Below are 25624 nucleotides of genomic sequence, written 5' to 3'. Positions count from 1 at the left end.
TGATGAAAGTCATGCTTCTGGTTATGGCCGAGCAGCGCGTCATTCTGGACCGCCTGTATGAAATCGTGCAGCAGAACTGCGACGAGTGCGTGGTCTATCGGCTAAGCAAAAAACAGCAGATGAACCTGGGGCCGTTTCTCGCATCTGTCAATTATCAGGCGTTCGACCGGGTTGTCATCTTCTCCAGGGTCAAGCGGCTGGTCCCACAACTCAGGGTGTTGAGGTGCATTCCCGGCCTGATATTTCTTGAGCACGATGCTTATCAGAACTACATGCCCGAAAGTAAGTATCAAGGGGTTTACTCACGTCTGTACAGTCGTTTGCCCAGTTCGCGTGCGCTGGTGTCCGGCGCGGTAGTGGCGCGTCGGATGCGATCGGAAGATATTGATGCCGTGTTCGTTTCAAAGGGATATGACGAACAGATGTTGCATAACACGGGAAGTGTGCGGGATATCCCCGCTGGCTTCCTGGGTAGCCTGAAAAGTACCGAGTATTCCCAGCGCAAGGCACTGCTTGAAGTGCTCGCCCGGCGTACCGGCATGTTGGTGACCCGCACCAAGTCGGGTGCTGAGTACCTGGAAATGCTCAATCGCATCAGGATCTTCGTGAGTGCCGACATCGGCATGAATGAATTCATGATCAAGAACTTCGAAGCGATGGCTTGTGGGTGTGTTCTGCTGGCATGGAGCCAGGGCGAAGAAGACCAATTGCTCGGCTTTGAGGATATGCACAACACGGTGTTCTACCGCTCCGAAGAGGAAGCGGTGGAAAAACTCAGGTTGCTGCAAAGTGACCCGGAACTGACGGCGCGGATTGCCAGTAACGGACAGGCATTTGCCGAAAGCCGGTATTCCTTCGCTCGGGTGGGCCGTACGCTCGCGACCGAAATCCAGCGTGAAATGCGCCCTTGGCAGCCTCCGTCGGCATTCACGCGTTTATGGGTCAAGGTGCGTTACGGTATGCAGGTCCCGTTGCAGTGATGGCCGACAGCCAACCGCCACACGATGACCACATGGCGCTGGATGCTCTGCCCGGTGGGCACCAGTCCATTCCCGATGGGTTGCCTCAGGCGCTCCAGGAGTGTCTGCGCAAAGCGGCTCGGGTGGTGCTATTGGCCAACAATCCCGCCATCAGCCAGGACGATTTCCAGGCATTGGACATCGGCGCTGACGATGTCGTCGTCAGCTTCAATAAATGTGTCCTGGCGACGCTGCTTACGCCACGCAGCGTCAATCTGTTCGTACACGGGTTCAACGCACCGGACGCCTATTTTTTCGGCCTTCCTTATGGGCCAGGGGTGCAACGAATCCTGGATCACCCTGATGCGCGTTGTTTCACCCTGCTGGTCGGGTGCACGGGGCAGATGTGCCCATTGCCTGGGGTGGCCCTCTTTTGGGAGCGGATTCCGTTGCCGGCCTTGTGGAACTACCCCGTCGATCGTCCGGACGGCAAGCGTTACGTCGGACCAACCACTGGCTTCAATGTGTTGGTATTGCTGGATTGGTTGCGCGCCCAGGCGGGTTACGACTTTCAACTCGTGACCCTGGGCTTTTCCAATGAGGCGGGCAAACGTTGGGGCGGGCATGCCTGGGATTATGAGCGTGACTGGTTGCAGCGGTCGGGTGTGACGGCGATACCGCTGCGGCCTCGCCGGTGGTGGCGGAAACTGTTCGGTCGAAGGTGACTGCGGGACGATTGTCTGCCGGGCAACAAGATCAAATTTAAAGGGGTGCTGTCGAGTGTTGAATATTGCAGTGGCTTTTTTTGGTATCCCTAGAAATTCGCAGGTCTGCTTTCCTTCCATTCAAGAAAACGTCCTTTCGCGGCTGCCTTCGAACAGCAATGTGAAGTGTTTTTACCATCTTTATGAAATCAACGAAGTGCAGAACTCGCGCTCGGGCGAACAGGGAGAGTTGAAGGCCGACAACTACGAGCCCTTCAAGTCCATGACCGGACAACTGACTTCAACCGATGGCGTGCTTGAGCGCTGGGATTTCGAAAAAGTGAAAGCGCTGGGCGATACCTGGGCGGATGATTATGCCTCGCTTCGCAACCTGATCTTCCAGCTCAATTCGCTGCACACGGTCACGACGATGATGGAGTCCTTCAAACCGGATTTCGTGGTCTTCGTGAGACCGGATATCTGCTTTCACACCGCACTGCCCACGTATGTGTTCAAGCGTGAGCAAGCCCGGCGGCTCAATTGCTACATTCCGGACTGGCAATGGTGGGGCGGGGTCAATGATCGTTTTGCCATTTGTGGGCGTGACACTTACGCCGCTTACGGCAAAAGGATCGAGAAAATTTTTGAGTTCACTCAGGTGACGGGCAGGAAACTGCACTCCGAGCGCCTGCTCAAGTTCGCTTTGCAGCAGGCCGGGGCCAGGATTTGCACCCTGGACACCCAAGCCTCGCGGGTGCGTATCACCGGAGCATTTGCCGAAGAGTCGTTCTCGCCCAAGCGCGGCATGGGCAAGCGCGAGAATCGCTACTTTCATTTCTTTGCGCGACTGCGCACCTGGATGGACAAGCGGCGCAGCTGATCCGGTCCGGGGTGTGGGTGTTTACTTGCGCAGACCTGCGCGCATCAGACGAACCAGCCCCAGGGCCTTGACGCTCAGCTTCTTCAAGCCCTGTCGGGGTGCCTTCGGTATTTGCAGTCCCTGTTGAACCACCCATTCTTTCCAGCGAATCCGCTCTTCGCTCACGGTCCAGCCTTGCTGGATGGCAAAGCTTTCGGCGAGGTACAGGCCGCGAGTGCTGGCGGGTATGAGCTTGTCGCGCTTGAGCGTGTACAGCTCGGCCAGCGGCCGGCCATCCTTGAGGGGCATCAGGTACAGGTCCGGACGTTTGCGATCCAGGCGTGCCACCAATTGGTCGCCTTCGAGCCGCTCGTCGACATGAAACAGGCTCAGGGACTTGGCCTCACGGGGCACTTCCAGGCGCAGGTCATAGATCAACTGCAGCGAGGCGGTCGGCAGATGCACATAGGCCTGTGGCCGCTCGATCAGTGGCAGGTTGGCGCAACGCACAGGTCGCGCCGCTCCGGATAGTGGCGTCAGGCGAAAAGGCAGTGCCTCGCGGTAGTGCAATGCAGACGAGTAGGGCGCTGGTAGCCAGGTGTCATTGAATCGTCCACCGAGCCAACCTTCCGGGGTTTCCAGCAGGCATTCCTCGGCAATCTCCTGGATAGCGGTGTGCAGCGGCAGGTTCAGTTCGTGTGCGGGGACGTAACCGGAAATCAGCTTGAGGACCACATCCCCGCGGTCCTGCCGCCGCTGGCGCACCAGCACCCAGTAATCACGATTCTGCCAATGCAGAGTCAGTCGCACCGAGACCCCGAGGTTGGCCAGTTCCAGGGCGAACCGCTCGTTGTCGGCCACCGTCACCGGGCGGCGCCGATGCAGGGTCTGGGAAAAATTGAGCGGCATGCCGACGCTCTGGTAACTCAAGCCTTCGGGGGACGCTTGCACGAATAGCGGCAGGGTCTTGAAGTTGCTCGGGTTCTTTCTTATGAGCGTACGCGGCATGTCGGCTCCTGCTAAAGGCCGCGAGGCGGCATCATTTTTTGCCCAGAACCTGGGCAACGGTCGCGACGTTGTGGGCGAGGTGCAACGGGTTGATGGTCCCGACAATAGCACTGGCTACACCCGGATGTGCAAACAGCAACTCGAAACTGGCGCGCACCGGGTCCACGCCCGGGCTCAAGCAGACGTGGCCGCTGGCGAGGGCTTTTTTGACCAGGATGGCTTTGCCGTGAGCAGCAGCATAGTCAATGACCGCTTTCTCGTGCTGCTCGTTCAGATTGTAGGTGACCATTGCACAATCACCTTGCTCCAGCGCCTTCAAACCGCCGTCGACAGTTTTGCCGGAAAAACCAAAACCGCGAATCTTGCCTTCGGCCTTGAGTGTGGCAAGGGTGGCATAGACCTCGCTGTCGTTGAGAATTGCCAGATCGTTGCCGTCGGAGTGCACCAGCACCAGGTCGATGAAATCCGTTTCCAGACGTTGCAGGCTGCGCTCCACCGAGAGCCGGGTATGTGCCGCGCTGAAATCGTGACGTGACTGACCGTCGGCGAACTCCTCGCCGACCTTGCTGACGATGACCCAGTCCTGACGCTGGCCCCGCAACAGAGGGCCGAGGCGCTCTTCGCTGTGGCCGTAGGCCGGCGCCGTGTCGATCAGGTTGATACCCAGGTCACGCGTCAGCTTGAGCAGCTGGCGTGCGTCCTCATCGTCGGGAATCTGGAAGCCATTGGGGTATTTGACGCCCTGGTCACGGCCCAGTTTGACCGTGCCCAGGCCCAATGGGGAAACCAGCAGGCCGGTGCTGCCCAGGGGGCGATGCAGACTGTGCAGTGTGGGTACGCTCATGGCAGCAATTGCTCCCAGGCCGGGACGCCCATCGGCGGTTTCGGCAGTTCTGGCAATGGCCCCGGGTGGCCTGGCTGGATGCCGTCACGTTGCAGGGCGCTGATGACGCGGTCGGCGAAGTCCGGCGCCAGCGCCAGCTTGGTCGGCCAGCCCACCAGCAGCCGGCCCTCTTCTGCGAGGAACGCGTTGTCCGGGCGGGTCAGGCCCGATTGCAGCGGCTCGGCACGATCCACGCGCAAGGTCGCCCATTGCGCGGTGCTGAGGTCGATCCACGGCAGTAACTGGCCAAGTTCTTTTTGCGCGGTTGCAATCTGCTCCGCCGGTTCGCGTGCGACGCCCTCGGCTTCGGCGATGTCACCGCCCATATACCAGACCCATTGGCCATCGGCGGCCGGGTGGGTGGTGACGGTGATGCGCGGTTTGGTGCCGCCGCCCAGGCAGTGGGCGTACAGCGGTTTCAGGCCCGGGCCCTTGGCGATGATCATGTGCAGAGGTCGGCGCTGCATGGCCGGCTGGCTCAGGCCCAGGCTCTGGAGCAATGCTGCCGTGCCCGCACCGGCACTGAGGACGATGCGCTGGGCGCGGATCTCGCGCCCGTCGACCTTCAGGCCGACCAGTTCGCCGTCCGCGAGTAGCGGTTCGATATGCTGGCCGGCGAGCAGGCCGTCGCCGGCGAGGTCGGCCAGGCGCCGGACCAGGCTGGGGACGTCGACCACCAGTTCGGCCAGGCGATAGACCTTGCCCTTGAAACGCTTGTCCTGCAGGGCCGGTGGCAGTTGGTCACCCTTGACCTGATCGACACGACCACGCACGGCTTTGCTGGCGAAGAAACTGGTGAGGTTGCCGGCGAGGGTGCCCGGCGACCAGAGGTAGTGCGCTTCGGACAACAGGCGCACGCCGGACAGGTCCAGCTCGCCTTCACCGGTCAGCGCTTCGCGCCAGCGGCGCGGCATGTCGGCGATGGCTTCCGAGGCGCCGGTCAGCGCACCGTGAAGCGCGTACTTGGCTCCGCCGTGGATGATCCCCTGGGATTTGACACTCTGCCCGCCGCCGAGACTGGCGCTTTCCACGAGCACGGTCGAGAACCCCTGGCGGCGCAGGCGTGCATTCAGCCAGAGGCCGGCGACACCAGCGCCGACAATCAGAACGTCGGTGGAAATAACGGATGGCATGCAGCGACCTCAGGGTTTTCCAGGAAGCTGCAAGTTTCAAGCTTCAAGCTTCAAGCTGCAAGCAAGAGGCGCAGATATCCCTCATGTAGCTTGCCGCTTGAAGCTCGTGGATGGGCTAATGGCCGGCTGTTTTTGAGAACAACTGGATCACCACCACGCCCAGCACGATCAGCGCCATTCCTAGCATGGCCGGCACGTCCAGTTTCTGTCCGTAGATGAACAGCGCCGCGACGCTGACCATCACGATGCCCATGCCCGCCCACACGGCGTACGCCACCCCTACCGGCACGGTGCGCACCACCAGGGTCAACATCCAGAAAGCGATGGCGTAACCGGTGATGACCAGAATCAGGGGTAGCGGGGTACTGAAGCCCTTGACGGCTTTCATCGAAACCGTGGCGATCACTTCGGCGCAGATGGCGATAGCCAGATAGTAGTAAGCGGTCATGGGCGGACTCCTCGTGTGACGTGTTGCGTTCTGAGTCGGCATTCTAGAGATTGGCCAGATGCGGTAAAGTCATTACCTATCTGATTTGGAGATGGGTTGATCATGCAATGGGACCTGGACCAACTGCGCCTGTTTGTCAGCGTTGCGGAGCAGCGATCGTTTTCGGCGGTGGCGCGACAGCAGCGCAAGGCGCAGTCGGCCGTCAGCAGTTCGATTGCCTTGCTCGAAGAAGACCTGGGCATGAGCCTGTTCGATCGCAGCAGCGGTCGGCAACCCAGGCTCACTGAAGCTGGCAATGCCCTGCTGGAGGAGGCCCGGGAAGTACTGCGCCAGTGCGAGCGCCTCAATGGCCGAGCGTTGGCGATGATGCGCGGGGAGGAAGCGCGGCTGCGACTGGCGCAAGATGAAGCAATGCCTTATCAACCGATCATTGAAAGTTTCGAGGCGCTTGCGGAGCAATTCCCCAGCCTGGAAGTGCAGTTGACCAGCGCCGCCCAGGGCGAGGTTGCGCGCAAACTCGTGGAGCGTCGCGCCGATCTGGGGTTGCTGTTCTTCCATGACCAGATTCCCGAGGCGCTTGAGCGACGGGTACTGGGCAGTGTGGAGATGGTCACGGTGTGTGGTGTTGAACATCCGTTGGCGCAACGGGAGCGGGTCGATTGCCAGCAACTGGCACAGCATCGTCAACTGCTGATGTCCACCCAGTCCAGTGTCTACCCCGGCAGCGAGCCGGCCAGCCCTCAGGTCTGGCGCGCCGACAGTTTTTATGTGATGGCCGAATGGCTGGTGCGTGGCCTGGGCTGGGCATGGCTGCCTCGGCATGTGGTGCAGTACCCCACCTATCACGGCCAGATGGTTGAGTTGGACAGCGAATGGACCCCACCCGCGCTGGTGGTTGAACTGGTGTGGCGTCGCGACGAGCCACTCGGACCTGCGGCTCGCTGGCTGGCGGAACGATTTGCCGTGCACTTGCAGGCGATCGGCGGCAAAAGTGGATAAACTCCGCCGCCATGAATAGAACTCTCTACACCGCGCTGTTTTACCTGGGGCTGCCACTGGTAGCGATTCGCTTGTGGCTGCGCGCGCGCAAGGCGCCGGCCTATGCCAAACGCATTGGCGAGCGCTTCTCCCTTGGGCTGCCGGCCATGAAGCCGGGCGGTATCTGGGTGCACGCGGTGTCCGTTGGCGAAAGTATTGCCGCGGCGCCGATGATTCGCGCATTGCTGCAACGCTATCCGACACTGCCGATCACCGTCACCTGCATGACCCCGACTGGTTCCGAGCGCATCCAGGCCCTGTTCGCCAATGAGCCGCGCATCCAGCATTGCTACTTGCCGTATGACCTGCCTTGCGCTGCCGCGCGATTCCTGGATCGGGTCCGGCCTACGCTGGCCGTGATCATGGAAACCGAGTTGTGGCCCAACCATATCCATCAATGTGCCAAACGCGGGATTCCCGTGGCCTTGGCCAATGCGCGGCTGTCCGAGCGCTCCGCAAGGGGGTACGCACGCTTTGGGAAGTTGACGCAACCGATGCTTGCCGAGATGAGCCTGTTCGCCGTGCAGACCGAAGCCGAAGCCCAGCGCTTTCGCGAGCTGGGCGCTCGCGCCGAGACCGTGCAGGTAACCGGCTCAATCAAATTCGACCTGACCATCGACCCCGCGTTGCTACAGCGCGCCGCCAATCTGCGCGAGCAATGGCAGGCGCAGGAACGTCCAGTCTGGATCGCCGCCAGTACCCATGACGGCGAAGATGAGGTGGTACTGGCCGCCCATCGCCGATTGCTCACCGGTCACCCTGATGCGTTGCTGATCCTCGTGCCGCGCCATCCGGAGCGCTTCAATTCGGTGTTCGAGCTATGCCGGCAGCAGGGCTTCTCCACGATCCGTCGTTCCACCGGCGAACCGGTGACTGCCGGCACGTCGGTGTTGCTGGGCGACACCATGGGCGAGCTGCTGTTTCTATATGCCCTGGCGGACAGCGCGTTTGTCGGCGGCAGCCTGGTGCCCAACGGTGGCCACAACCTGCTGGAGCCCGCGGCTCTGGCCAAACCGGTGATCAGTGGCCCGCACCTGTTCAACTTTCTGGAAATCGCTGCACAGTTGCGCAGTGCCGGGGCGTTGCAGGAAGTGGAAGACGCCGACGGCCTGGCACTGGTCGTGCAACGTCTGTTCGAATTACCCCGCGATGCGCAGCGCATGGCCGAGGCCGGTTTGAAGGTGATGCGCACCAATCAGGGTGCCTTGCAGCGCCTGCTCGATGGGTTGGGGCGGTTGATCGAGCGCTGATCCCCGCCTGATCGTTCACTTTTGTGGGAGCGAGCTGGGAGCATTCCCGGTTTGATGATCAGGGCCGTGCCTTGAGCTGAGCCTCTGCCGCCTTCGCCAGATCCGGTGGCAGGAAGTCCTTGTCCGGGTTGTAGTCGGGCTTGAGGTAGCGTTTCAGGTCTTGCAGATCCCCCGGGTTCAGCGTTCCGGCCGCCTGCTTCAGGCGCAGGTTGTCGAGGATGTAGTCGTAGCGGGTGTTGTTGTAGTCCCGCACCGAGTTGTACAGCTGACGCTGGGCATCCAGCACGTCGACAATGTTGCGCGTCCCCACCTGATAACCGATTTCGGTCGCTTCAACCGCGCTCTGGTTGGAGATGATCGACTGCTTGCGCGCCTGAACCTGTTCCACGTCAGTGTTCACCGCGCGGTGCAGGTTGCGGGTGTTTTCCACCACTTGGCGACGCAGGCTCTCACGCTGCTGTTCGTTCTGGTCCAGTTGTGCATACGACTGACGGACCTGCGAACTGGTCAGCCCGCCGCTGTAGATCGGAATGTTCAGCTGCAACGCCAGCGTGGTTTGCTCGACAGGGCCGCCGTAGGCCTGGCCGAACGCATTCGGGTTACTGAAACCAAAGGCATCGTTGTCACCTCGTTGGTACTTGGCGACCGCATCGACGGTGGGCAGGTGGCCAGCCTTGCGTTGCTTGAGGGTGTCTTCAGCGGCACTGACCGCGAAGTTGCTGGCCAGCAGGTTGAGGTTCTGCCGGGCAGCGGTATCCACCCAGGCCTTGGCGTCGTTTGGCGCCGGCGGCAGGATCGGCAACGAGTGGACCATACCCTGAATCGAGTTGTACTGGCGGTTGGTCAAGGTGATCAAGGCTTCGAACGCGTCGTCCACCTGACGCTGGGCCACGATCCGGTTGGCTCGCGCGGTGTCGTAGCTGGCCTGGGATTGCAGCACGTCGGTCTTGTCCGACAGGCCGACGTCAAAACGCTCGTTGGACTGATCGAGCTGACGCTTGAACGCGGCTTCTTCTGCCTTGGTCGAGGCCAGCGTGTCCTGGCTGCGCAGTACGTTGAAGTAGTCTTCGGCGGTTTGCAGAATCAGGTTCTGCTCGGTCGCCGACAGTTGCAACGCCGCTTGTTCGTTGACGTTCTTGGCGGCCTGGTACTGGAACCAGCGGTCGGCACGGAACAGTGGCTGCGCCAGCGTAGCCTGATAGGAGTTGGCGCTGCGGTTGGCGATGGCCGACGGTTGATTGATGTCGGTGCGTACATTGGCCACCTCGCCACCCCCTGAGAGGTTCGGCAGCAGACCGGCGCGGGCCTGGGGCACGACTTCCTTCTGGGCGCCATACTGGGCGCGGGCGGCGGCCAGGTCGGCATTATTGTCCACCGCTTCCTGGTAGACGCTGACCAGGTCAGTGTTGGTCGCCAGGGGCGCTTCTGCTGCCCAGGCCATTCCATTGGACGCACAAGACACGGCAACGGCCAGTGAGAGTTTGCGCAGCATGAGGCGATCCCTAAAAAAGTGATATGACGCTGATAATTCAGGCGCCAAGTTAAGGCGCGGGCTGCACAGCGTCAAGGCGCTATGCGGCGTAGCGAGTGTAGTTGCGCATACGGGCGGCAACAATCCTGCAATTACGCCATTCATCATGGTGATTGCCGCGGTGTTGGCGTTCCTTGCCAGTTGTGTCTAGACTGGCCGGGTTCTTGTCGGGGTGCCTTGCTATGAGGCTGAGATCGAATCATTTCGGATCCCGTTGAACCTGATCAGGTTAGCGCCTGCGTAGGGAACAAGATTTCTCGTCACCCGGCGAGTCCTCTTGTGCTTCGTCCGGGATGTTGTTCGCCATCGAACTACCCCTCGAGCACTGAGCACAGCACAGCTGGTTTCCAGCATTCGTGCGTCCATTCGTCACAGGTTCGCTCCGACAAAATTCCAATGCCTGGATGCCGTCTGGAGAGCCCGTGATGACGATAAAACTAAAAAATACAACCAACCTCAGTGATTCGGCGCAAGTCGATCAGCAATCGGTTCAGCCGTTTACCCGCTCGCAAAAAATCTATGTCCAGGGCTCTCGTCCGGACATCCTCGTGCCGATGCGTGAAATCAGCCTCGACGTGACGCCGACCGACTTCGGCGGTGAGGTCAACGCCCCGGTCACGGTCTATGACACCTCCGGCCCGTATACCGACCCCAACGTCATCATCGACGTGCGCAAAGGCCTGGCCGATGTGCGCTCACCGTGGATCGAATCCCGTGGTGACACCGAGCGCCTGAGCGGCCTGAGTTCGAACTTCGGCCAGGAGCGCCTGGCCGATCCCGAGCTGACCCAATTGCGCTTCGCCCACGTCAACAACCCGCGCCGGGCCAAGGCCGGGGCCAACGTCACCCAGATGCACTACGCGCGCCAGGGCATCATCACCGCCGAGATGGAATTCGTTGCCATCCGCGAGAACATGAAGCTGGAAGTGGCGCGCGCCGCGGGTCTGCTGGACCAGCAGCACGCCGGCCACAGCTTTGGCGCCAGCGTGCCGAAAGTCATCACCCCGGAATTTGTGCGTGATGAAATCGCCCGTGGCCGCGCGATCATTCCGGCCAACATCAACCACACCGAACTGGAACCGATGATCATTGGCCGTAACTTCCTGGTGAAGATCAACGGCAACATCGGCAACAGCGCCCTGGGTTCGTCCATCGAAGAAGAAGTGGCGAAACTGACCTGGGGCATTCGCTGGGGTTCGGACACGGTCATGGACCTGTCCACCGGCAAGCACATCCACGAAACCCGCGAGTGGATCATTCGCAACTCGCCCGTACCGATCGGCACCGTGCCGATCTACCAGGCCCTGGAAAAAGTCGGCGGTGTGGCCGAAGACCTGACCTGGGAGCTGTTCCGCGATACGCTGATCGAGCAGGCCGAGCAAGGTGTCGACTACTTCACCATCCACGCCGGCGTGCTGCTGCGCTACGTGCCGATGACCGCCAAGCGGGTGACCGGCATCGTTTCGCGCGGTGGTTCGATCATGGCCAAATGGTGCCTGGCGCACCACAAGGAAAACTTCCTCTACACGCATTTCGAAGACATCTGCGAAATCATGAAGGCCTACGACGTCAGCTTCTCGCTGGGTGATGGCCTGCGGCCGGGCTCGATTGCCGATGCCAACGACGAAGCGCAGTTCGGCGAACTGGAAACCCTGGGCGAGCTGACCAAGATCGCCTGGAAACACGACGTGCAGTGCATGATCGAAGGCCCGGGCCATGTACCCATGCAGTTGATCAAGGAGAACATGGACAAGCAGCTCGAGTGCTGCGACGAAGCGCCGTTCTACACCCTCGGCCCGCTGACGACCGACATTGCCCCCGGCTACGACCACATCACCTCCGGCATCGGTGCGGCGATGATCGGCTGGTTCGGTTGCGCCATGCTCTGCTACGTGACGCCCAAGGAACACCTGGGCCTGCCGAACAAGGATGACGTGAAGACTGGCATCATCACCTACAAGATCGCCGCCCATGCCGCCGATCTGGCGAAGGGGCATCCGGGCGCGCAGATCCGCGACAATGCCTTGAGCAAGGCGCGATTCGAGTTCCGCTGGGAAGACCAGTTCAACCTGGGCCTGGATCCGGACACGGCTCGTTCGTATCACGATGAGACGCTGCCGAAGGACTCGGCCAAAGTCGCGCATTTCTGCTCCATGTGCGGGCCGAAATTCTGCTCGATGAAAATCACTCAGGAAGTGCGCGAGTACGCGGCCAACCAACGGATCGACACGGTCGATGCGGATGTTGCCCAAGGCCTGGCGGAACAGGCCGAGCGTTTCAAGCAGGAAGGCAGTCAGCTTTACAAAAAGGTTTAAGCGACAAGCTGCAAGCTGCAAGTAAAGAGCGCGCGTAATGCCGGCTTTTTCTTGCAGCTTGAAGCTTGCGGCTTGTGGCTATCATTTCTCTGAGACAACCCCCTTGAGCATCCAACCCAGCACCTACTCCCCCGACATCGCGGTACCCGCCGACAAGCGTGTGTTCGGTGGTCGTGATCTGTTTTCCCTGTGGTTTTCCCTAGGCATCGGCCTGATGGTGTTGCAGACCGGTGCGTTGCTTGCGCCGGGTCTTGGCCTGTCCGGCTCTTTGCTGGCGATATTCCTCGGCACCCTGGTCGGCGTCCTCCTGCTGGCGGCGGTCGGCGTGATTGGCAGTGACACTGGCCTTTCATCGATGGCCGCACTGAAACTCAGCCTCGGCGCCAAAGGTGCCAGCCTGCCGGCGGTGCTGAACCTGCTGCAACTGATCGGTTGGGGGTCGTTCGAAATCATCGTCATGCGCGATGCCGCCAGCCTGTTGGGCGCCCGGGCCTTCAGTGAAGGCAGCCTGCTGGCCAATCCACTGCTGTGGACCGTGTTCTTCGGCGGCCTGGCGACCCTGCTCGCGGTCAGCGGTCCATTGACGTTTGTGCGTCAGATCCTGCGTAAGTGGGGCATCTGGTTGCTGTTGGCCGCCTGCACCTGGCTGACCTGGAACCTGTTCGCCAAGGCCGACCTGGCCGCGTTGTGGGCCCAGGCAGGCGACGGCTCGATGCCATTCGCCGTGGGCTTCGACATCGCGATTGCCATGCCACTGTCGTGGCTGCCGCTGATTGCCGACTATTCGCGGTTCGGTAAACGCGCGAAAAGCGTGTTCGGCGGTACGGCCGTGGGCTTTTTCATCGGTAACTTCTGGCTGATGAGTCTTGGCGTGGCCTACACCCTGGCGTTCGCGCCCAGTGGTGAAGTGAACGCTTTGTTGCTGGCACTGGCCGGCGCGGGACTGGGCATCCCGTTGCTGCTGATCCTGCTGGACGAATCGGAGAACGCCTTCGCCGATATTCACTCGGCAGCGGTTTCCAGCGGGATCCTGTTGCGCCTGAAAGTCGAGCACCTGGCCTTGGCCATCGGCGTGATCTGCACCTTGATCGCCCTGCTGGCGCCGTTGGCCCAGTACCAGAACTTCCTGTTGCTGATCGGTTCGGTGTTCGCACCGCTGTTCGGCGTGGTGCTGGTGGACCACTTCATCCTGCGCAAACGCAGTGGCCAGGTTGCGTCAACCGCGTTGCGCTGGCCGGCATTGCTCGCCTGGCTGGGCGGTATCAGCACCTACCATCTGCTGGCCAACCTGTATCCGGATATCGGCGCCACCCTGCCGGCGCTGATCCTGGCAGGGCTGTTGCAACTCATCCTGGGTCGGGCCTTCAGCTACGGCCGGGAAACAGCTCGGGCTTGAGAATGCCATTGAGGCGAGGGTAGGGGATCTTCAGTTCGACATGGCCCAGCGCATAAGGCGCGATGCTGCTGGTCTCGTACTTGAGGATCACCCCGCCATAGGTCAGCGCCACGTTCTGGGTTTTCTGGAACGGCCAGCTCTTCACGAACTCCGCTTCCTGATCGAGCTTGGTGCTGATCAGCCAGCTGTTGTGCGCCACCTGCGCGGCTTTCCAGAATGCCTCTTCCTGGCCCGGCAGCAGCATGTCAGACAGGGTCAGCACCTTGTGCTGCGGGCGCGAGTAGTTGACGAAGCCGCGGCCCGGCGTGCCATGGGCGCCTCCGGTGTCCAGATAGCTGGCAAATTCGATGATCACCAAGCCGTCATGCTGCTCACGTACCTTGGCCTGCAAATAGCTGCTGTTACGCGGTGGCGCTGTGCGCAGGAACTCATCGCGATAGGCCGCCAGCGTTGGCGCCACCGGGGCGTCGGGCGAGGTGCGGGTCATTTGCAGCAAACGCTTTTCGACGATGCCGTCCAGAGCGGGCTCGCCGGGGAAGCGCAGCGTGTCGATGTTCACCAGCGGGCAATCGGCACTCGTGCAACCTGGCTTCAACTGCTCGGAAGTGTCGCGGGTGACTTCCAGCGGCACTCGATAGTTGGGTTGGAACAAGCTCTGGCAAGCGCCCAGGGTCAGGGCGATGACCGCCACGGAGGCGAATTTGAAAAGCGACATGGGCGTCCTTCATCAAACAGGGAAAGGCGAAAAGGTATCCGCTTCGACTCTCGAGCAGGCCGTCAGTTCGCCACTAAGCTAATTAGAGTGGGTTTCTCCCTCACCGTCCATCCCGCTGGCGGGAAAGGGGCTGCATCAAACGTCACGGGCGCGTTAGGATGGCGCGAAGTCGAGGTGGCAAGAAGCGAACCTCGGATCGGATTTGTGGAAACGAGGATTGTCATGACCGATTTTGCCAGCGCCATTCCGACCGCCGTGGAGATCGTTCGGCGCGAAAAGTGCTACCAGGGCTTCTACAAGCTCGACCGCGTGCACTTGCGCCACGAATTGTTCGCCGGTGGCATGAGCCGCGAAATCAGTCGTGAAGTGTTTGTGCGCCACGATGCGGTGTGCGTGCTGCCTTACGATCCGCGGCGCGATGAAGTGGTGCTGATCGAGCAGTTTCGGGTTGGCGCCATGGGCAAGACCGACAATCCGTGGTTGGTCGAATTGGTCGCTGGTCTGATCGACAAGGACGAAGTGCCGGAAGAAGTTGCTCACCGCGAGGCGCAGGAGGAAGCTGGGCTGGTATTCGGGGCGCTCTGGCCGATGACCCGGTATTTTCCATCGCCTGGCGGCAGCAACGAATTCGTGCACCTGTTCCTGGGGCGCTGCGAAACGAACGGGGTGGGGGGCCTTCATGGATTGGAGGAAGAAGCTGAAGATATCCGCGTGACGGTCTGGGCCTTCGAAGATGCCTTGCAAGCCGTGCGCGATGGGCGAATTGCCAACGCGGCGAGCATCATTGCCTTGCAATGGCTGGCATTGAACCGCGTTGAAGTGAGGGGGCTATGGTCGTAAACAAGCTGCGCGATCGCTACCGGGTCGACCTGGCGGGGCTGCAAGCTTCCTGCGAGGCCAACTACGCGCGCCTGATGCGACTGCTGCCCGACATGCGCAGCGAACCCGCAGCGCGGCGCATTGCCGTGACTCACGGCGACCAGATGCTCGGCGTGCTTGCCCTTGAGGTGTTGCAGGTCTGCCCGTACACCACGACCCTGCAAGTGCGCCAGGAGCACAGCCTGCCGTGGCTGCCGGTGCCGCAGCTGGAGGTCCAGGTCTACCACGATGCGTGCATGGCCGAAGTGGTCAGTGCCGAACATGCACGGCGCTTTCGCGGCATCTATCCTTACCCCAATGCCGCGATGCACCAGCCCGACGAAAAGGCCCAGTTGAACATGTTCCTGGGCGAGTGGCTGAGCCATTGCCTGGCGCTGGGGCACGAGTACGAAGTCGTTCGTTAGTTGTGAACTGCGTCCGGTTCACGGGTTTCCTCTTTTGCACGTCCCCCAGCATAATTGCGTCACTCGAGCCCTGGGAGAACGTCTTGCCGAGCGTATCCACACTGACCACCGCCGATTCGGCGCTACTGGTGCAACTGTCTGACAGCCATCTGTTTGCCGAGGCCGATGGCACGCTGCTGGGCATGAACACGCGGCAAAGCTTGCAAAAGGTCATCGAACTGGTCCGGCAGCAACAGCCTCGGATCGACCTGATCATTGCCAGCGGCGACCTTTCCCAGGACGGAACATTGGAGTCCTACCGGCAGTTTCGCGACCTGACTCGCCCCCTGGACGCGCCAGCCCGCTGGATTCCCGGTAACCACGATGAGCCGCAGGTCATGGCCGAGGCGGCGGTGCAGAGTGCACTGCTGGATCCGGTCGTGGACATCGGCAACTGGCGGGTCACCTTGCTTGACTCGGCCGTACCGGGGTCCGTGCCGGGGTATTTGCAGGAAGAGCAATTGCAACGGCTGGCGCGTTCCCTGAGCGAAGCGCCGGATCGCCATCACCTGGTGTGCTTTCATCACCACCCGGTGCCGATCGGCTGCGCCTGGATGGAGCCAATCGGCCTGCGCAACCCTGACGCACTGTTCGCTGTGCTGGACCGTTTTCCCCAGGCGCGTGCCGTGTTGTGGGGGCATGTGCATCAGGAAATCGATCAAGTGCGTGACAACTTGCGACTGATCGCCTCGCCTTCGACCTGCATTCAGTTCGAGCCGGGCAGCGCCGATTTCAAGGTCGGCGAGCAGGCGCCAGGTTATCGCTGGCTGCGGTTGCTGCCCGATGGGCAGATCGAGACCGGGGTAGAGCGGGTGACCGGGTTCGAGTTCACTGTGGATTATGGGTCTAATGGCTATTGAGGTTGTTGGCTTGATCTGAGACCGAGGCGCGCCCATCGCGGGCAAGTCGAATCGTCGCACCGCCGCTCCCACAGTTGGACCCGCTCCCCTGTAGGAGCGAGCCTGCTCGCGATGAGGCCGGTACAGGCGCCCCCGCTTCCCTGTAAACTCCGCCTTCCTCACCCGACACCCAGGGAGCTCCAATGTCCGGTTCGATCCTCTATATCCACGGTTTCAACAGCGCACCCGCCTCGAAAAAGGCCACGCAGTTGATGCAGGTAATGGAACGGCTGGGCTTGAGCGATCACTTGCGGGTTCCGGCCTTGCATCACCACCCGCGCCAAGCCATCGCGCAACTGGAGCAGGCCATCGGGGAGCTGGGACGGCCATTGCTGGTCGGCAGCTCGCTCGGCGGCTACTATGCCACTCACCTGGCCGAGCGCCATGGCCTCAAGGCCCTGTTGATCAACCCTGCCGTCAGTCCGCACCGGATGTTCGACGGATTCCTGGGAACGCAGAAAAACCTGTACACCGATGAGGCCTGGGAGTTGACCCACGACCACGTGACGGCGCTGGCCGAACTGGAAGTGCCGGCGCCCCAGGACCCGCAGCGATATCAGGTGTGGTTGCAAACCGGTGATGAAACACTGGACTATCGACTCGCCCAGCAGTATTACCGGGCCTGTGCGTTGCGCATCCAGGCTGGTGGCGATCATGGTTTCCAGGGTTTTGCCGAGCGATTGCCGGCAATGCTGAGTTTTGCCGGCATCGGCGCAGATGTGTATCAGGCGATGGATTTCACAGCTTTGTGAGCCTTCGCTCCTTTTTTATCGAACATTTTTTATACAGGCGGACGAAGAGACCCCATGGCCACTCCCAGCGCTAGCTCTTATAACGCAGACGCCATCGAAGTCCTCTCGGGCCTCGACCCGGTGCGCAAACGCCCCGGGATGTACACCGACACCAGTCGGCCGAACCACCTCGCCCAGGAAGTCATCGACAACAGCGTCGACGAAGCCCTGGCCGGCCACGCCAAGTCCGTGCAGGTCATCCTGCATGCCGACCATTCGCTGGAAGTCTGCGATGACGGGCGTGGCATGCCCGTGGACATTCACCCCGAAGAGGGCGTGTCGGGCGTCGAGCTGATCCTCACCAAGCTGCACGCGGGCGGCAAGTTTTCCAACAAGAACTACCAGTTCTCCGGCGGTCTGCACGGGGTGGGTATTTCCGTGGTCAACGCCCTGTCGACCGAAGTGCGGGTGCGCGTCAAGCGTGACGGTAACGAATACCAGATGACCTTCGCCGACGGTTTCAAGAAAACCGAGCTGGAAGTGGTCGGCACCGTCGGCAAGCGCAACACCGGCACCAGTGTATTTTTTGCGCCGGACCCGAAATACTTCGATTCGCCAAAATTCTCCATCAGCCGCCTCAAGCACGTGCTCAAGGCCAAGGCTGTGCTGTGTCCCGGGCTGCTGGTGAGCTTTGAAGACAAAGGCACCGGCGAGAAAGTCGAGTGGCATTACGAAGATGGCCTGCGCTCGTACCTGGTCGATGCGGTCAGCGAATTCGAGCGCCTGCCGAACGAGCCGTTCTGCGGCAGCCTGGCCGGTAACAAGGAAGCGGTGGATTGGGCGCTGCTGTGGCTGCCCGAAGGTGGCGACAGCGTTCAGGAAAGCTATGTCAACCTGATCCCGACTGCTCAGGGCGGTACCCACGTCAATGGCCTGCGCCAGGGCTTGCTCGATGCCATGCGTGAGTTCTGCGAGTTCCGCAGCCTGTTGCCGCGCGGCGTCAAGCTGGCGCCGGAAGACGTCTGGGAGCGCATCGCCTTCGTGCTGTCGATGAAAATGCAGGAGCCGCAATTCTCCGGCCAGACCAAAGAGCGCCTGTCGTCCCGGGAAGCGGCGGCATTCGTCTCCGGCGTGGTCAAGGACGCGTTCAGCCTGTGGCTCAACGCCAACCCGGAAACCGGCATGTTGCTGGCCGAACTGGCGATCAACAACGCCGGTCGCAGGCTCAAGGCCAGCAAGAAGGTCGAGCGCAAGCGTATTACCCAGGGCCCGGCCCTGCCAGGCAAGCTGGCTGATTGTGCCGGCCAGGACCCGATGCGCTCCGAGCTGTTTTTGGTGGAAGGTGACTCCGCCGGTGGTTCGGCCAAGCAGGCACGGGACAAGGAGTTCCAGGCGATCCTGCCGCTGCGTGGCAAGATCCTCAACACCTGGGAAGTCGACGGCAGCGAAGTGCTGGCCAGCCAGGAAGTGCACAACATCGCCGTGGCCATTGGTGTCGATCCAGGCGCGGCGGACATGAGCCAGCTGCGCTACGGCAAAATCTGCATCCTCGCCGACGCCGACTCCGACGGCCTGCACATCGCCACGCTGCTGTGCGCGCTGTTCGTCCAGCATTTCCGTGCGTTGGTAGAGGCCGGTCACGTCTACGTGGCGATGCCGCCGCTGTACCGCATCGACCTGGGCAAGGAAATCTACTACGCCCTCGACGAAGCCGAGCGCGACGGGATTCTTGATCGCCTCGTTGCCGAGAAGAAACGCGGCAAGCCGCAGGTCACCCGATTCAAGGGCCTGGGTGAAATGAACCCGCCGCAACTGCGCGAAACCACCATGGACCCGAACACCCGGCGCCTGGTGCAGCTCACCCTGGGTGAAGATTTCGCCGAAACCTCGGAAATGATGGACATGCTGCTGGCGAAAAAACGCGCCGGCGATCGTAAAACCTGGCTCGAATCCAAAGGCAACCTCGCCGAGGTTCTTGCCTGATGCGGGTTGGCTTTGCCCTGGCGTGCCTGTTGACCTGCGTTTCGGCTTTTGCCGAACCGGTTCCGGAGTTGCGCCTGTTGTCCGAGCATCCCGTGGAAGGGATGCGCGGCGGCAACCTGTCAGGGCTGGCCTTGTGCGGCAAGGAGCTGTGGACGGTTTCCGATCGCGATGACGATCAGATCTATCGCCTGCAGGCCAGCGATACGGTCTGGCAGGCGCAAGCCGTGCACATTGACGTGCCGCCTGTACCGGACAGCGGTTTGCCCTGGGGTTTGCGTTCGCGGACCTGGGCGGCCTCGTTCGTGCGGGGGGGCGACCTGGATTTCGAAGGCATCACCTGTGATAACGCCGGCAATCGCTACATTGTCAGCGAGGCACATGCGGCAGTGCTGCAAGTGCCGGCAGACGGCGCCACGTCCTGGCTGAGGATTTCGCCATTGCTGGTGCGCGAGGCACGGGCCAGCGGCATGCTGTTGCACTTCAATGCGCTGTTCGAAGGCCTGGCAATCAACCCGGCTGGCGATCAGTTGTGGTTGGCGGCGGAGCGTGAGCGCCGTGGCCTGCTGAAAATCAAGCGCCAGCAAACGCTCTGGGATTGCGACGGCGGTTGTGTGTTGCTGAGCGAAGCCGGAGTGGAAATGCAACCGGCACAGTTCCCCAAGGCGAGGGCGGTGTCGCGGGATTTTTCCGACCTGTCCCTGTTCAACGGCAAGCTGTTTACCCTGGAACGCAATGCATTCGAGATTTGCCGCCGTGATGCGGTGACAGCCAAGGTCGAGCGTTGCTGGTCGTTTGCCGATGAAGCGTTGCAGGAAAACCGACGTTATTCTCAGAGCTATGGTTTGGCCGAAGCGTTGATCATTGACGCCGATGGCGCGTGGATCGGCATCGACAACAACGACGGTGCCCGGGCCGATGGCGAGACACGCCCAATTGTCTGGCGCTTTGCCGCGCCGCAAGGCGGCTGGGGTGCCACGCCGTGACTGAGCAGGCGCCGGGCAAGCGCGCCGGTCGGGTCTTGCTGATCCTGGCCTGGTGCGCCGGGCTGTTCCTGGCCACGCGGTTTTTCGGTGAATGGGAAGCACGCCAGAACAACCCGAACGTTATCGTCAGCTCCGAACAGGGCGATGGCTTTATCGAAGTGAAACTGGTGAGCAATCAACAGGGGCATTTCGTCGCCAGCGGCCAGATCAACGGCCAGCCGGTGGATTTCATGCTGGACACCGGGGCGACGGATGTTTCGATCCCGGCGGACCTGGCCAAGCGGTTGAAACTTGAAGAAGGCTTTGGGGTGACCCTGAGTACGGCAAACGGCCTGAGCCAGGGTTACCGTACCCGGATCGATCGTTTGCAGGTCGGCGACATCGTCTTGCGCGATGTTCGTGCGCTGGTCGCACCCGGCCTGGATGGCAATCAGGTGCTGCTCGGTATGAGCGCGCTGAACAAACTTGAATTTACCCAGCGCGGTGGCACCATGCTGCTGCGCCAGACAACGAACCGATGAGGCCCGCATGAGCGACTCCCTTGATCTCAGCCTGGACGGTGTAGAACGCCGGTCACTGTCTGACTTCACCGAAAATGCCTACCTCAACTACTCCATGTACGTGATCATGGACCGTGCCCTGCCGCATATCGGCGATGGCCTGAAACCGGTACAGCGCCGCATCGTCTATGCGATGAGCGAGTTGGGGCTTGACGCTGATTCCAAGCACAAGAAATCGGCGCGTACCGTCGGTGACGTGCTCGGCAAGTTCCACCCCCACGGCGATTCGGCCTGCTACGAAGCCATGGTGCTGATGGCCCAGCCATTCAGCTATCGCTACACGCTGGTCGATGGGCAAGGTAACTGGGGTGCGCCGGACGATCCCAAGTCCTTCGCTGCCATGCGTTACACCGAGGCGCGTTTGTCGCGTTACTCCGAAGTGCTGCTCAGCGAACTGGGTCAGGGCACCGCTGACTGGGGGCCGAATTTCGACGGCACCCTTGACGAGCCGCTGGTGTTGCCGGCACGTTTGCCGAACATCCTGCTCAACGGCACCACCGGCATCGCCGTGGGCATGGCCACTGACGTGCCGCCGCACAACCTGCGTGAAGTGGCGTCGGCGTGCGTGCGTTTGCTCGATGAGCCCAAGGCCACGGTCGAACAGCTCTGTGAACACATCCAGGGCCCCGATTACCCGACCGAAGCGGAAATCATCACCCCTCGCGCCGATCTGCTGAAAATCTACGAAACCGGTCGCGGTTCGGTGCGCATGCGCGCCGTGTACCATATTGAGGATGGCGACATCATTGTCACCGCGCTTCCGCACCAGGTCTCCGGGGCCAAGGTGCTGGAACAGATCGCGGCCATGATGCAGGCAAAACCGTCGAAAGCCCCGCAGATCGCCGATCTGCGCGACGAATCCGACCACGAGAACCCATGCCGCATCGTGATCATTCCCGGGGCGCGAAAAAGCTTCGACCACGACGCGCTGATGCAGCATCTGTTTGCCAGCACCGATCTGGAGTCCAGCTACCGGGTCAACATCAACATCATCGGCCTGGACGGCAAGCCGCAGCTGAAAAACCTGCGAGCGCTGCTGGTCGAGTGGCTGGAGTTCCGGGTGAAGACCGTGCGTCGCCGCCTGCAATTCCGCCTCGACAAGGTCGAACGCCGCCTGCACCTGTTGGACGGCTTGCTGATTGCCTACCTCAACCTGGACGAAGTGATCCATATCATCCGCACTGAGGAACACCCCAAGGCGAGCCTGATCGCACGGTTCGCCCTGAGCGAAATCCAGGCCGACTACATTCTCGATACCCGCTTGCGTCAGTTGGCGCGACTGGAAGAAATGAAGTTGCGTGATGAGCAGGATGCATTGCTCAAGGAACAGGCCAAGCTGCAAGCGCTGCTGGGCAGCGAAGCCAAGCTGAAGAAGCTGGTGCGCAGCGAGCTGATCAAGGATGCCGAAACCTATGGCGACGATCGTCGCTCGCCAATCGTCGAGCGCGCCGAAGCCAAGGCCCTGACCGAACACGATCTGCTGCCTAACGAGAAAGTCAGTGTGGTGCTGTCTGAAAAAGGCTGGGTTCGCTCCGCCAAGGGCCACGACATCGACGCCACCGGGCTTTCCTACAAGGCCGGGGATGGTTTCAAGGCGTTGGCGGCAGGGCGCTCCAACCAGTACGCGGTGTTTATCGACTCCACAGGTCGCAGCTATTCGGTGGCCGCTCATACCTTGCCGTCGGCCCGTGGCCAGGGTGAGCCGTTGACCGGTCGCCTGACGCCGCCGCCAGGGGCGAACTTCGAATGTGTGCTGATGCCTGAAGACGATTCGCTCTACGTGATCGCCTCCGACGCCGGCTACGGGTTCGTGGTCAAGGGTGAAGACTTCCAGGCCAAGAACAAGGCGGGCAAGGCCCTGTTGAGCCTGCCGAACAATTCGAAAGTGATTGCGCCGCGTCCGGTGGCTGATCGTGAGAACAACTGGCTGGCCTCGGTGACCACCGAAGGTCGCCTGCTGATTTTCAAGATCAGCGATCTGCCACAATTAGGTAAGGGCAAAGGCAACAAGATCATCGGTATTTCCGGTGAGCGCGTGGCCAATCGCGAAGAATATGTCACGGACATCGCCGTCATTCCCGAAGGCGCCACCTTGGTGCTTCAGGCTGGAAAACGTACCTTGTCACTGAAAGCGGACGACCTCGAACACTACAAGGGTGAGCGTGGTCGTCGTGGTAACAAATTGCCACGTGGCTTCCAGCGGGTCGATGCGCTGCTCGTCGAAAACCTCAATTAAGCGTCCTAGAGCGCCGGATCTGCGATTTAACGCGTAGATCGGCGCTTTGGCGCTGGAGTCGGAGCGCATATTCACGGATGATGTGCCCTTTCAAGCGCCGGTGTAACCGAGCGTTCTTCATATTTATTGAGTATTTTCACTGTGGTCCGCTTTGTAGCGACCACCTGGACGGGATGATGACTGCTCTGCGCCTTCCTTTTATTTTGATGCTCGCCGGCGTTCTTGGCCTGGCGGGTTGCAGCGTTCACCAGCCGGTGTCGCTGTATCAGCTGGACAGCGGAAGTCCGGCACAGCCTGCGCAAGCCGCAGGTATGGCGGTTTTACTCGGCCCGGTAACGGTTGCCGACTACCTGCAACGCGAAACCCTGCTGCAACGTCAGCCGGATGGCAGCCTGCAGGCATCGATTGACGGTCGCTGGGCGGGTAGCCTGTCGGCGGATATCGATCAGCTGTTGCTGCGCCAGGTGGCGGGTCACCTGGACAGCCAGCGTGTGGTACTGGCCCCGGCGACCCTCGGTTTCACCCCGGATGTCCAGGTACTGCTGACCATTACCCGCCTGGACTCGGGCGAATCACAACCGGCGATCCTCGATGCGCAATGGCGTCTGATCGACCGCCGTGGCCAGGTTCGCGATAACCGCATCGTTCACCTGCAAGAGGAGCACGCCGGCGGCACAGCGGCCCAGGTGCAGGCCCAGGGCGTGTTATTGCAGCGTTTGGCCGAACAGTTGTCCGTGGCGCTCAAGCCACTGGCCAACCAGCCACCGATTGCCGAAGCACCACGCAAACCGGCAGCCAAGCCGGCGGCGCCGGCGGTCGAGCAGGAAAAACAGCCAAAAATCCCGATGGCTGCGCCGATCCGTACCGATATGGAAGTGTTCAGGTTTTGAGGTTGGTTTGATTTGGTTTAAAGCAAAGCCCGCGAACGTGCGGGCTTTGTTGTTTCTGGAGGATCTTCAGGGCTTCTGCCGGCTCCATCGCGAGCAAGCTCGCTCCTACAGGAGAGCGCGGGCCCCTGTAGGAGCGAGCTTGCTCGCGATGAGGCCGGCACAGGCAACAAAAAAAGCCCGCATGATCTGCGGGCTTTTCTACGACTGAAACTCAGGCCTCAGGCCCTACGCTCATGCATCCGCGCCAGCTGGCGTTCAAGCATCGATGGATAAGGCTCCATCAGCCGCTCCACGCAGCAGGCCCCCTCGGGGCTGGCGATCGGGCGGATACGGGCGCGCTGGCGGATCAGGGCGTCGTCGCTGATCTTGCGCTCCACCAGCAGCAGGTTGCGGCTGTGTTGCGAAAGCGCCAGGGCGTCCTGGGCGGTTTCGGTCAGCAGCAGGTCGATCTGGCTCAGGCCGAACAGCTCGTCACCCAGGGTCAGGCCCAGTTGCAATTGCAGGGTGATGCCGCTGTCCGCGACTTCGATCTGCAATTGATGGCCCAGCGCACGCAGCAACTCACCGCAGCAGATGGCGTTGGTCAGGTAGTCGTCGCCGCTGTCCTCGGTGTGGAACAGCATCAGCGTGCTGCCATCGTTCAGGGTGTGCAGTTCACTCTGGTAGAGCGACGCGGCCTGATCGAGGCAATCGCGATAGCGTTCGAGCAATTCTTCCAAGCGCGCACGGGGCAGGCGACGCAGTTGGTCCTGGGCGCCGAGCTGCACGGCCAGCACGGCGCTGTGCTGCGGTACGCTGGACACGGGTAGCTTGATAGCCGGGCTCGCTGCCGACTCGTCGCGCAGGTCGGCAAACGGGTCCTCGTCGTCATCGTCGTCTTCGACGGTGCTGACGATTTGCCGGGGTGCGGGCTTGAGGCCAGCAACCGGCTTGGTCTCATCGAAACTCGGATCGCGCAGGTTACGCACTTCGAAGGCCGGTTCGTCGGAGTCAGCGTAATCGCTGTCGTCGTACTCGGCTTCCGGGACCGGCTCGGGTTCAGCCGGTTCCGGAGCGAAATTGGCGTGAAGTTGACGCGCCAGGTCGCCGATTTCGTCCTGGCGGTCGGTCGCCGGGGTGTATTCGTCGATATTGCGCAGCCACACGCGCAATTGCAGCAGCGGCGTGGACAGGTAGCGCCCCATGCGCAGGCTCAGGGCCAGGGACAGGGCCAGCAGAATGGCACTCAGGATGCCCATGCTCTGGAGGCTGATGGTCATCGGCTGCTGGAACTGATCCATGTCCAGGCTGATGCGCAGTTGACCGGCGGTTACGTCCTGGAAGGTGATCTTGCTCTGGTACATACCCTCGGCTTCGCCCAGCAGGCCGTGCTTGGGGCGCTGACCGGATTCGGCGAGGATGCGATTATCCACGCTGTAGATGGCGGCGTGTGCCACCAGCTTGTTCTTGGTCAGGTTGTTGAGCAGCACGTTGAGGCTGAGGATGTCGTTGGACACCAGCAGCTCGGTGGCCGAGGTGGCCGTCTGCGTGGTCAGGCTTTCGCCCAGGGCATCCGCCTGCTCGTGCATGGCCTGCTTGAACTGCAAACCCATCACGCAGGCGTAGATCACCAGGGCCAGGGCGACCAGGATCACGTTATGGCTGGCGATGCGCAATGCAATCGGTACACGGCGGTGACGCAGTGCACGGAAGATCAGCAGGAAGAAGTTATCGGTTTTTACTGGCGTGGGCCGGTTCACTTGCGCTCGGCTCTTTTGTCCGTGAAGTTGACGCGCAGTATA

23 protein-coding genes and 1 riboswitch are annotated in these 25624 nt (G+C 61.3%); of the genes, 16 read left to right on the top strand and 7 right to left on the bottom strand.

Annotated elements, in window-relative coordinates; genetic code table 11:
* The first annotated feature begins 2 nt into the window (after positions 1-2).
* Genes AB4O36_RS23840 through AB4O36_RS23830 form a run of 3 tightly spaced genes read left to right on the top strand, consistent with a single transcriptional unit; the run spans position 3 to position 2543 of the window.
* Positions 3-980, top strand: a complete 978-nt coding sequence (locus tag AB4O36_RS23840) for a glycosyltransferase (RefSeq protein WP_460140407.1) — start codon at positions 3-5, stop codon at positions 978-980.
* On the top strand, positions 980-1684 hold the full coding sequence (locus tag AB4O36_RS23835; RefSeq protein ID WP_460140406.1) for a hypothetical protein: 705 nt from the start codon (positions 980-982) through the stop codon (positions 1682-1684). The genes AB4O36_RS23840 and AB4O36_RS23835 overlap by 1 nt, the downstream gene beginning before the upstream one ends.
* A gap of 55 nt (positions 1685-1739) precedes the next feature.
* Positions 1740-2543 carry a hypothetical protein gene (locus AB4O36_RS23830; protein WP_460140405.1) on the top strand — a complete coding sequence of 268 codons (804 nt, stop codon included), beginning with the start codon at positions 1740-1742 and terminating at the stop codon, positions 2541-2543.
* A 21-nt stretch (positions 2544-2564) separates the two neighbouring features.
* Here the strand turns inward: AB4O36_RS23830 and AB4O36_RS23825 are convergent, their stop codons facing one another.
* The 4 genes from AB4O36_RS23825 to AB4O36_RS23810 form a co-directional block, all read right to left on the bottom strand.
* The gene (locus tag AB4O36_RS23825) at positions 2565-3530 is read right to left on the bottom strand and encodes a metal ABC transporter ATPase (protein WP_460140404.1); all 966 of its coding nucleotides are present in this window, start codon (positions 3528-3530) and stop codon (positions 2565-2567) included.
* A 31-nt stretch (positions 3531-3561) separates the two neighbouring features.
* Positions 3562-4374 carry an aldo/keto reductase gene (locus tag AB4O36_RS23820; RefSeq protein ID WP_460140403.1) on the bottom strand — a complete coding sequence of 271 codons (813 nt, stop codon included), beginning with the start codon at positions 4372-4374 and terminating at the stop codon, positions 3562-3564.
* The gene (locus AB4O36_RS23815; protein WP_460140402.1) at positions 4371-5546 is read right to left on the bottom strand and encodes an NAD(P)/FAD-dependent oxidoreductase; all 1176 of its coding nucleotides are present in this window, start codon (positions 5544-5546) and stop codon (positions 4371-4373) included. Before AB4O36_RS23815 ends, AB4O36_RS23820 begins: the two co-directional genes overlap by 4 nt.
* Before the next feature lie 115 nt (positions 5547-5661).
* Positions 5662-5994 (bottom strand): DMT family transporter, encoded by a 333-nt coding sequence (locus tag AB4O36_RS23810; protein ID WP_460118660.1) that lies wholly within the window; start codon positions 5992-5994, stop codon positions 5662-5664.
* Positions 5995-6096: 102 nt separating this feature from the next.
* Between AB4O36_RS23810 and AB4O36_RS23805 the strand changes: the two genes are divergently transcribed.
* On the top strand, positions 6097-6993 hold the full coding sequence (locus tag AB4O36_RS23805; protein WP_460140401.1) for a LysR family transcriptional regulator: 897 nt from the start codon (positions 6097-6099) through the stop codon (positions 6991-6993).
* 11 nt (positions 6994-7004) lie between these two features.
* Positions 7005-8282 carry a lipid IV(A) 3-deoxy-D-manno-octulosonic acid transferase gene (gene waaA, locus AB4O36_RS23800; protein WP_460140400.1) on the top strand — a complete coding sequence of 426 codons (1278 nt, stop codon included), beginning with the start codon at positions 7005-7007 and terminating at the stop codon, positions 8280-8282.
* A gap of 58 nt (positions 8283-8340) precedes the next feature.
* Here waaA and AB4O36_RS23795 read toward each other — a convergent pair whose 3' ends face one another.
* A complete protein-coding gene (locus tag AB4O36_RS23795; RefSeq protein WP_460118654.1) occupies positions 8341-9774 on the bottom strand; it encodes a TolC family outer membrane protein in 1434 nt (477 codons plus the stop codon).
* Positions 9775-9971: 197 nt separating this feature from the next.
* A riboswitch (TPP riboswitch) is annotated at positions 9972-10077 on the top strand.
* A gap of 161 nt (positions 10078-10238) precedes the next feature.
* On the opposite strand from AB4O36_RS23795, the gene thiC reads away from it, so the two are divergent.
* Both thiC and cytX read left to right on the top strand, forming a co-directional pair.
* Complete coding sequence (gene thiC / locus AB4O36_RS23790) at positions 10239-12128, top strand: phosphomethylpyrimidine synthase ThiC (RefSeq protein ID WP_460140399.1); 1890 nt, start codon at positions 10239-10241, stop codon at positions 12126-12128.
* 103 nt (positions 12129-12231) lie between these two features.
* Complete coding sequence (gene cytX, locus AB4O36_RS23785; protein ID WP_460118650.1) at positions 12232-13524, top strand: putative hydroxymethylpyrimidine transporter CytX; 1293 nt, start codon at positions 12232-12234, stop codon at positions 13522-13524.
* Here cytX and AB4O36_RS23780 read toward each other — a convergent pair.
* Positions 13493-14239: an RsiV family protein gene (locus AB4O36_RS23780; protein WP_460118648.1), complete on the bottom strand. Its 747-nt coding sequence runs from the start codon at positions 14237-14239 to the stop codon at positions 13493-13495. The genes cytX and AB4O36_RS23780 overlap by 32 nt on opposite strands.
* Before the next feature lie 222 nt (positions 14240-14461).
* Here AB4O36_RS23780 and AB4O36_RS23775 point away from each other — a divergent pair, with 222 nt between their 5' ends.
* The 9 genes from AB4O36_RS23775 (at position 14462) to AB4O36_RS23735 (ending at position 23843) form a co-directional block, all read left to right on the top strand.
* Positions 14462-15079, top strand: coding sequence for an NUDIX domain-containing protein (locus tag AB4O36_RS23775; RefSeq protein ID WP_460118646.1), 618 nt, complete (start codon positions 14462-14464; stop codon positions 15077-15079).
* A complete protein-coding gene (locus tag AB4O36_RS23770) occupies positions 15070-15522 on the top strand; it encodes a DUF1249 domain-containing protein (RefSeq protein ID WP_460118644.1) in 453 nt (150 codons plus the stop codon). Before AB4O36_RS23775 ends, AB4O36_RS23770 begins: the two co-directional genes overlap by 10 nt.
* Positions 15523-15605: 83 nt before the next feature.
* Entirely contained in the window at positions 15606-16421 is an 816-nt protein-coding gene (gene cpdA, locus AB4O36_RS23765; RefSeq protein WP_460118642.1) for a 3',5'-cyclic-AMP phosphodiesterase, read from the top strand.
* 182 nt (positions 16422-16603) lie between these two features.
* On the top strand, positions 16604-17212 hold the full coding sequence (locus AB4O36_RS23760; RefSeq protein ID WP_460118640.1) for a YqiA/YcfP family alpha/beta fold hydrolase: 609 nt from the start codon (positions 16604-16606) through the stop codon (positions 17210-17212).
* Between the two features lie 54 nt (positions 17213-17266).
* Entirely contained in the window at positions 17267-19174 is a 1908-nt protein-coding gene (parE, locus tag AB4O36_RS23755; RefSeq protein WP_460118638.1) for a DNA topoisomerase IV subunit B, read from the top strand.
* Positions 19174-20157: an esterase-like activity of phytase family protein gene (locus AB4O36_RS23750; protein ID WP_460118636.1), complete on the top strand. Its 984-nt coding sequence runs from the start codon at positions 19174-19176 to the stop codon at positions 20155-20157. Before parE ends, AB4O36_RS23750 begins: the two co-directional genes overlap by 1 nt.
* Positions 20154-20678 carry a retropepsin-like aspartic protease family protein gene (locus tag AB4O36_RS23745; protein ID WP_460118634.1) on the top strand — a complete coding sequence of 175 codons (525 nt, stop codon included), beginning with the start codon at positions 20154-20156 and terminating at the stop codon, positions 20676-20678. The genes AB4O36_RS23750 and AB4O36_RS23745 overlap by 4 nt, the downstream gene beginning before the upstream one ends.
* Positions 20679-20685: 7 nt before the next feature.
* Positions 20686-22953 carry a DNA topoisomerase IV subunit A gene (parC, locus tag AB4O36_RS23740; protein ID WP_460118632.1) on the top strand — a complete coding sequence of 756 codons (2268 nt, stop codon included), beginning with the start codon at positions 20686-20688 and terminating at the stop codon, positions 22951-22953.
* A 176-nt stretch (positions 22954-23129) separates the two neighbouring features.
* Positions 23130-23843 (top strand): PqiC family protein, encoded by a 714-nt coding sequence (locus AB4O36_RS23735; RefSeq protein ID WP_460118630.1) that lies wholly within the window; start codon positions 23130-23132, stop codon positions 23841-23843.
* A 218-nt stretch (positions 23844-24061) separates the two neighbouring features.
* Here the strand turns inward: AB4O36_RS23735 and AB4O36_RS23730 are convergent, their stop codons facing one another.
* Entirely contained in the window at positions 24062-25582 is a 1521-nt protein-coding gene (locus AB4O36_RS23730) for an AhpA/YtjB family protein (protein ID WP_460118628.1), read from the bottom strand.
* Positions 25583-25624: the final 42 nt, after the last annotated feature.

The organism is Pseudomonas sp. S2_E01 (genome assembly GCF_054668365.1).
This window is presented reverse-complemented; position numbering and strand designations above follow the sequence as displayed.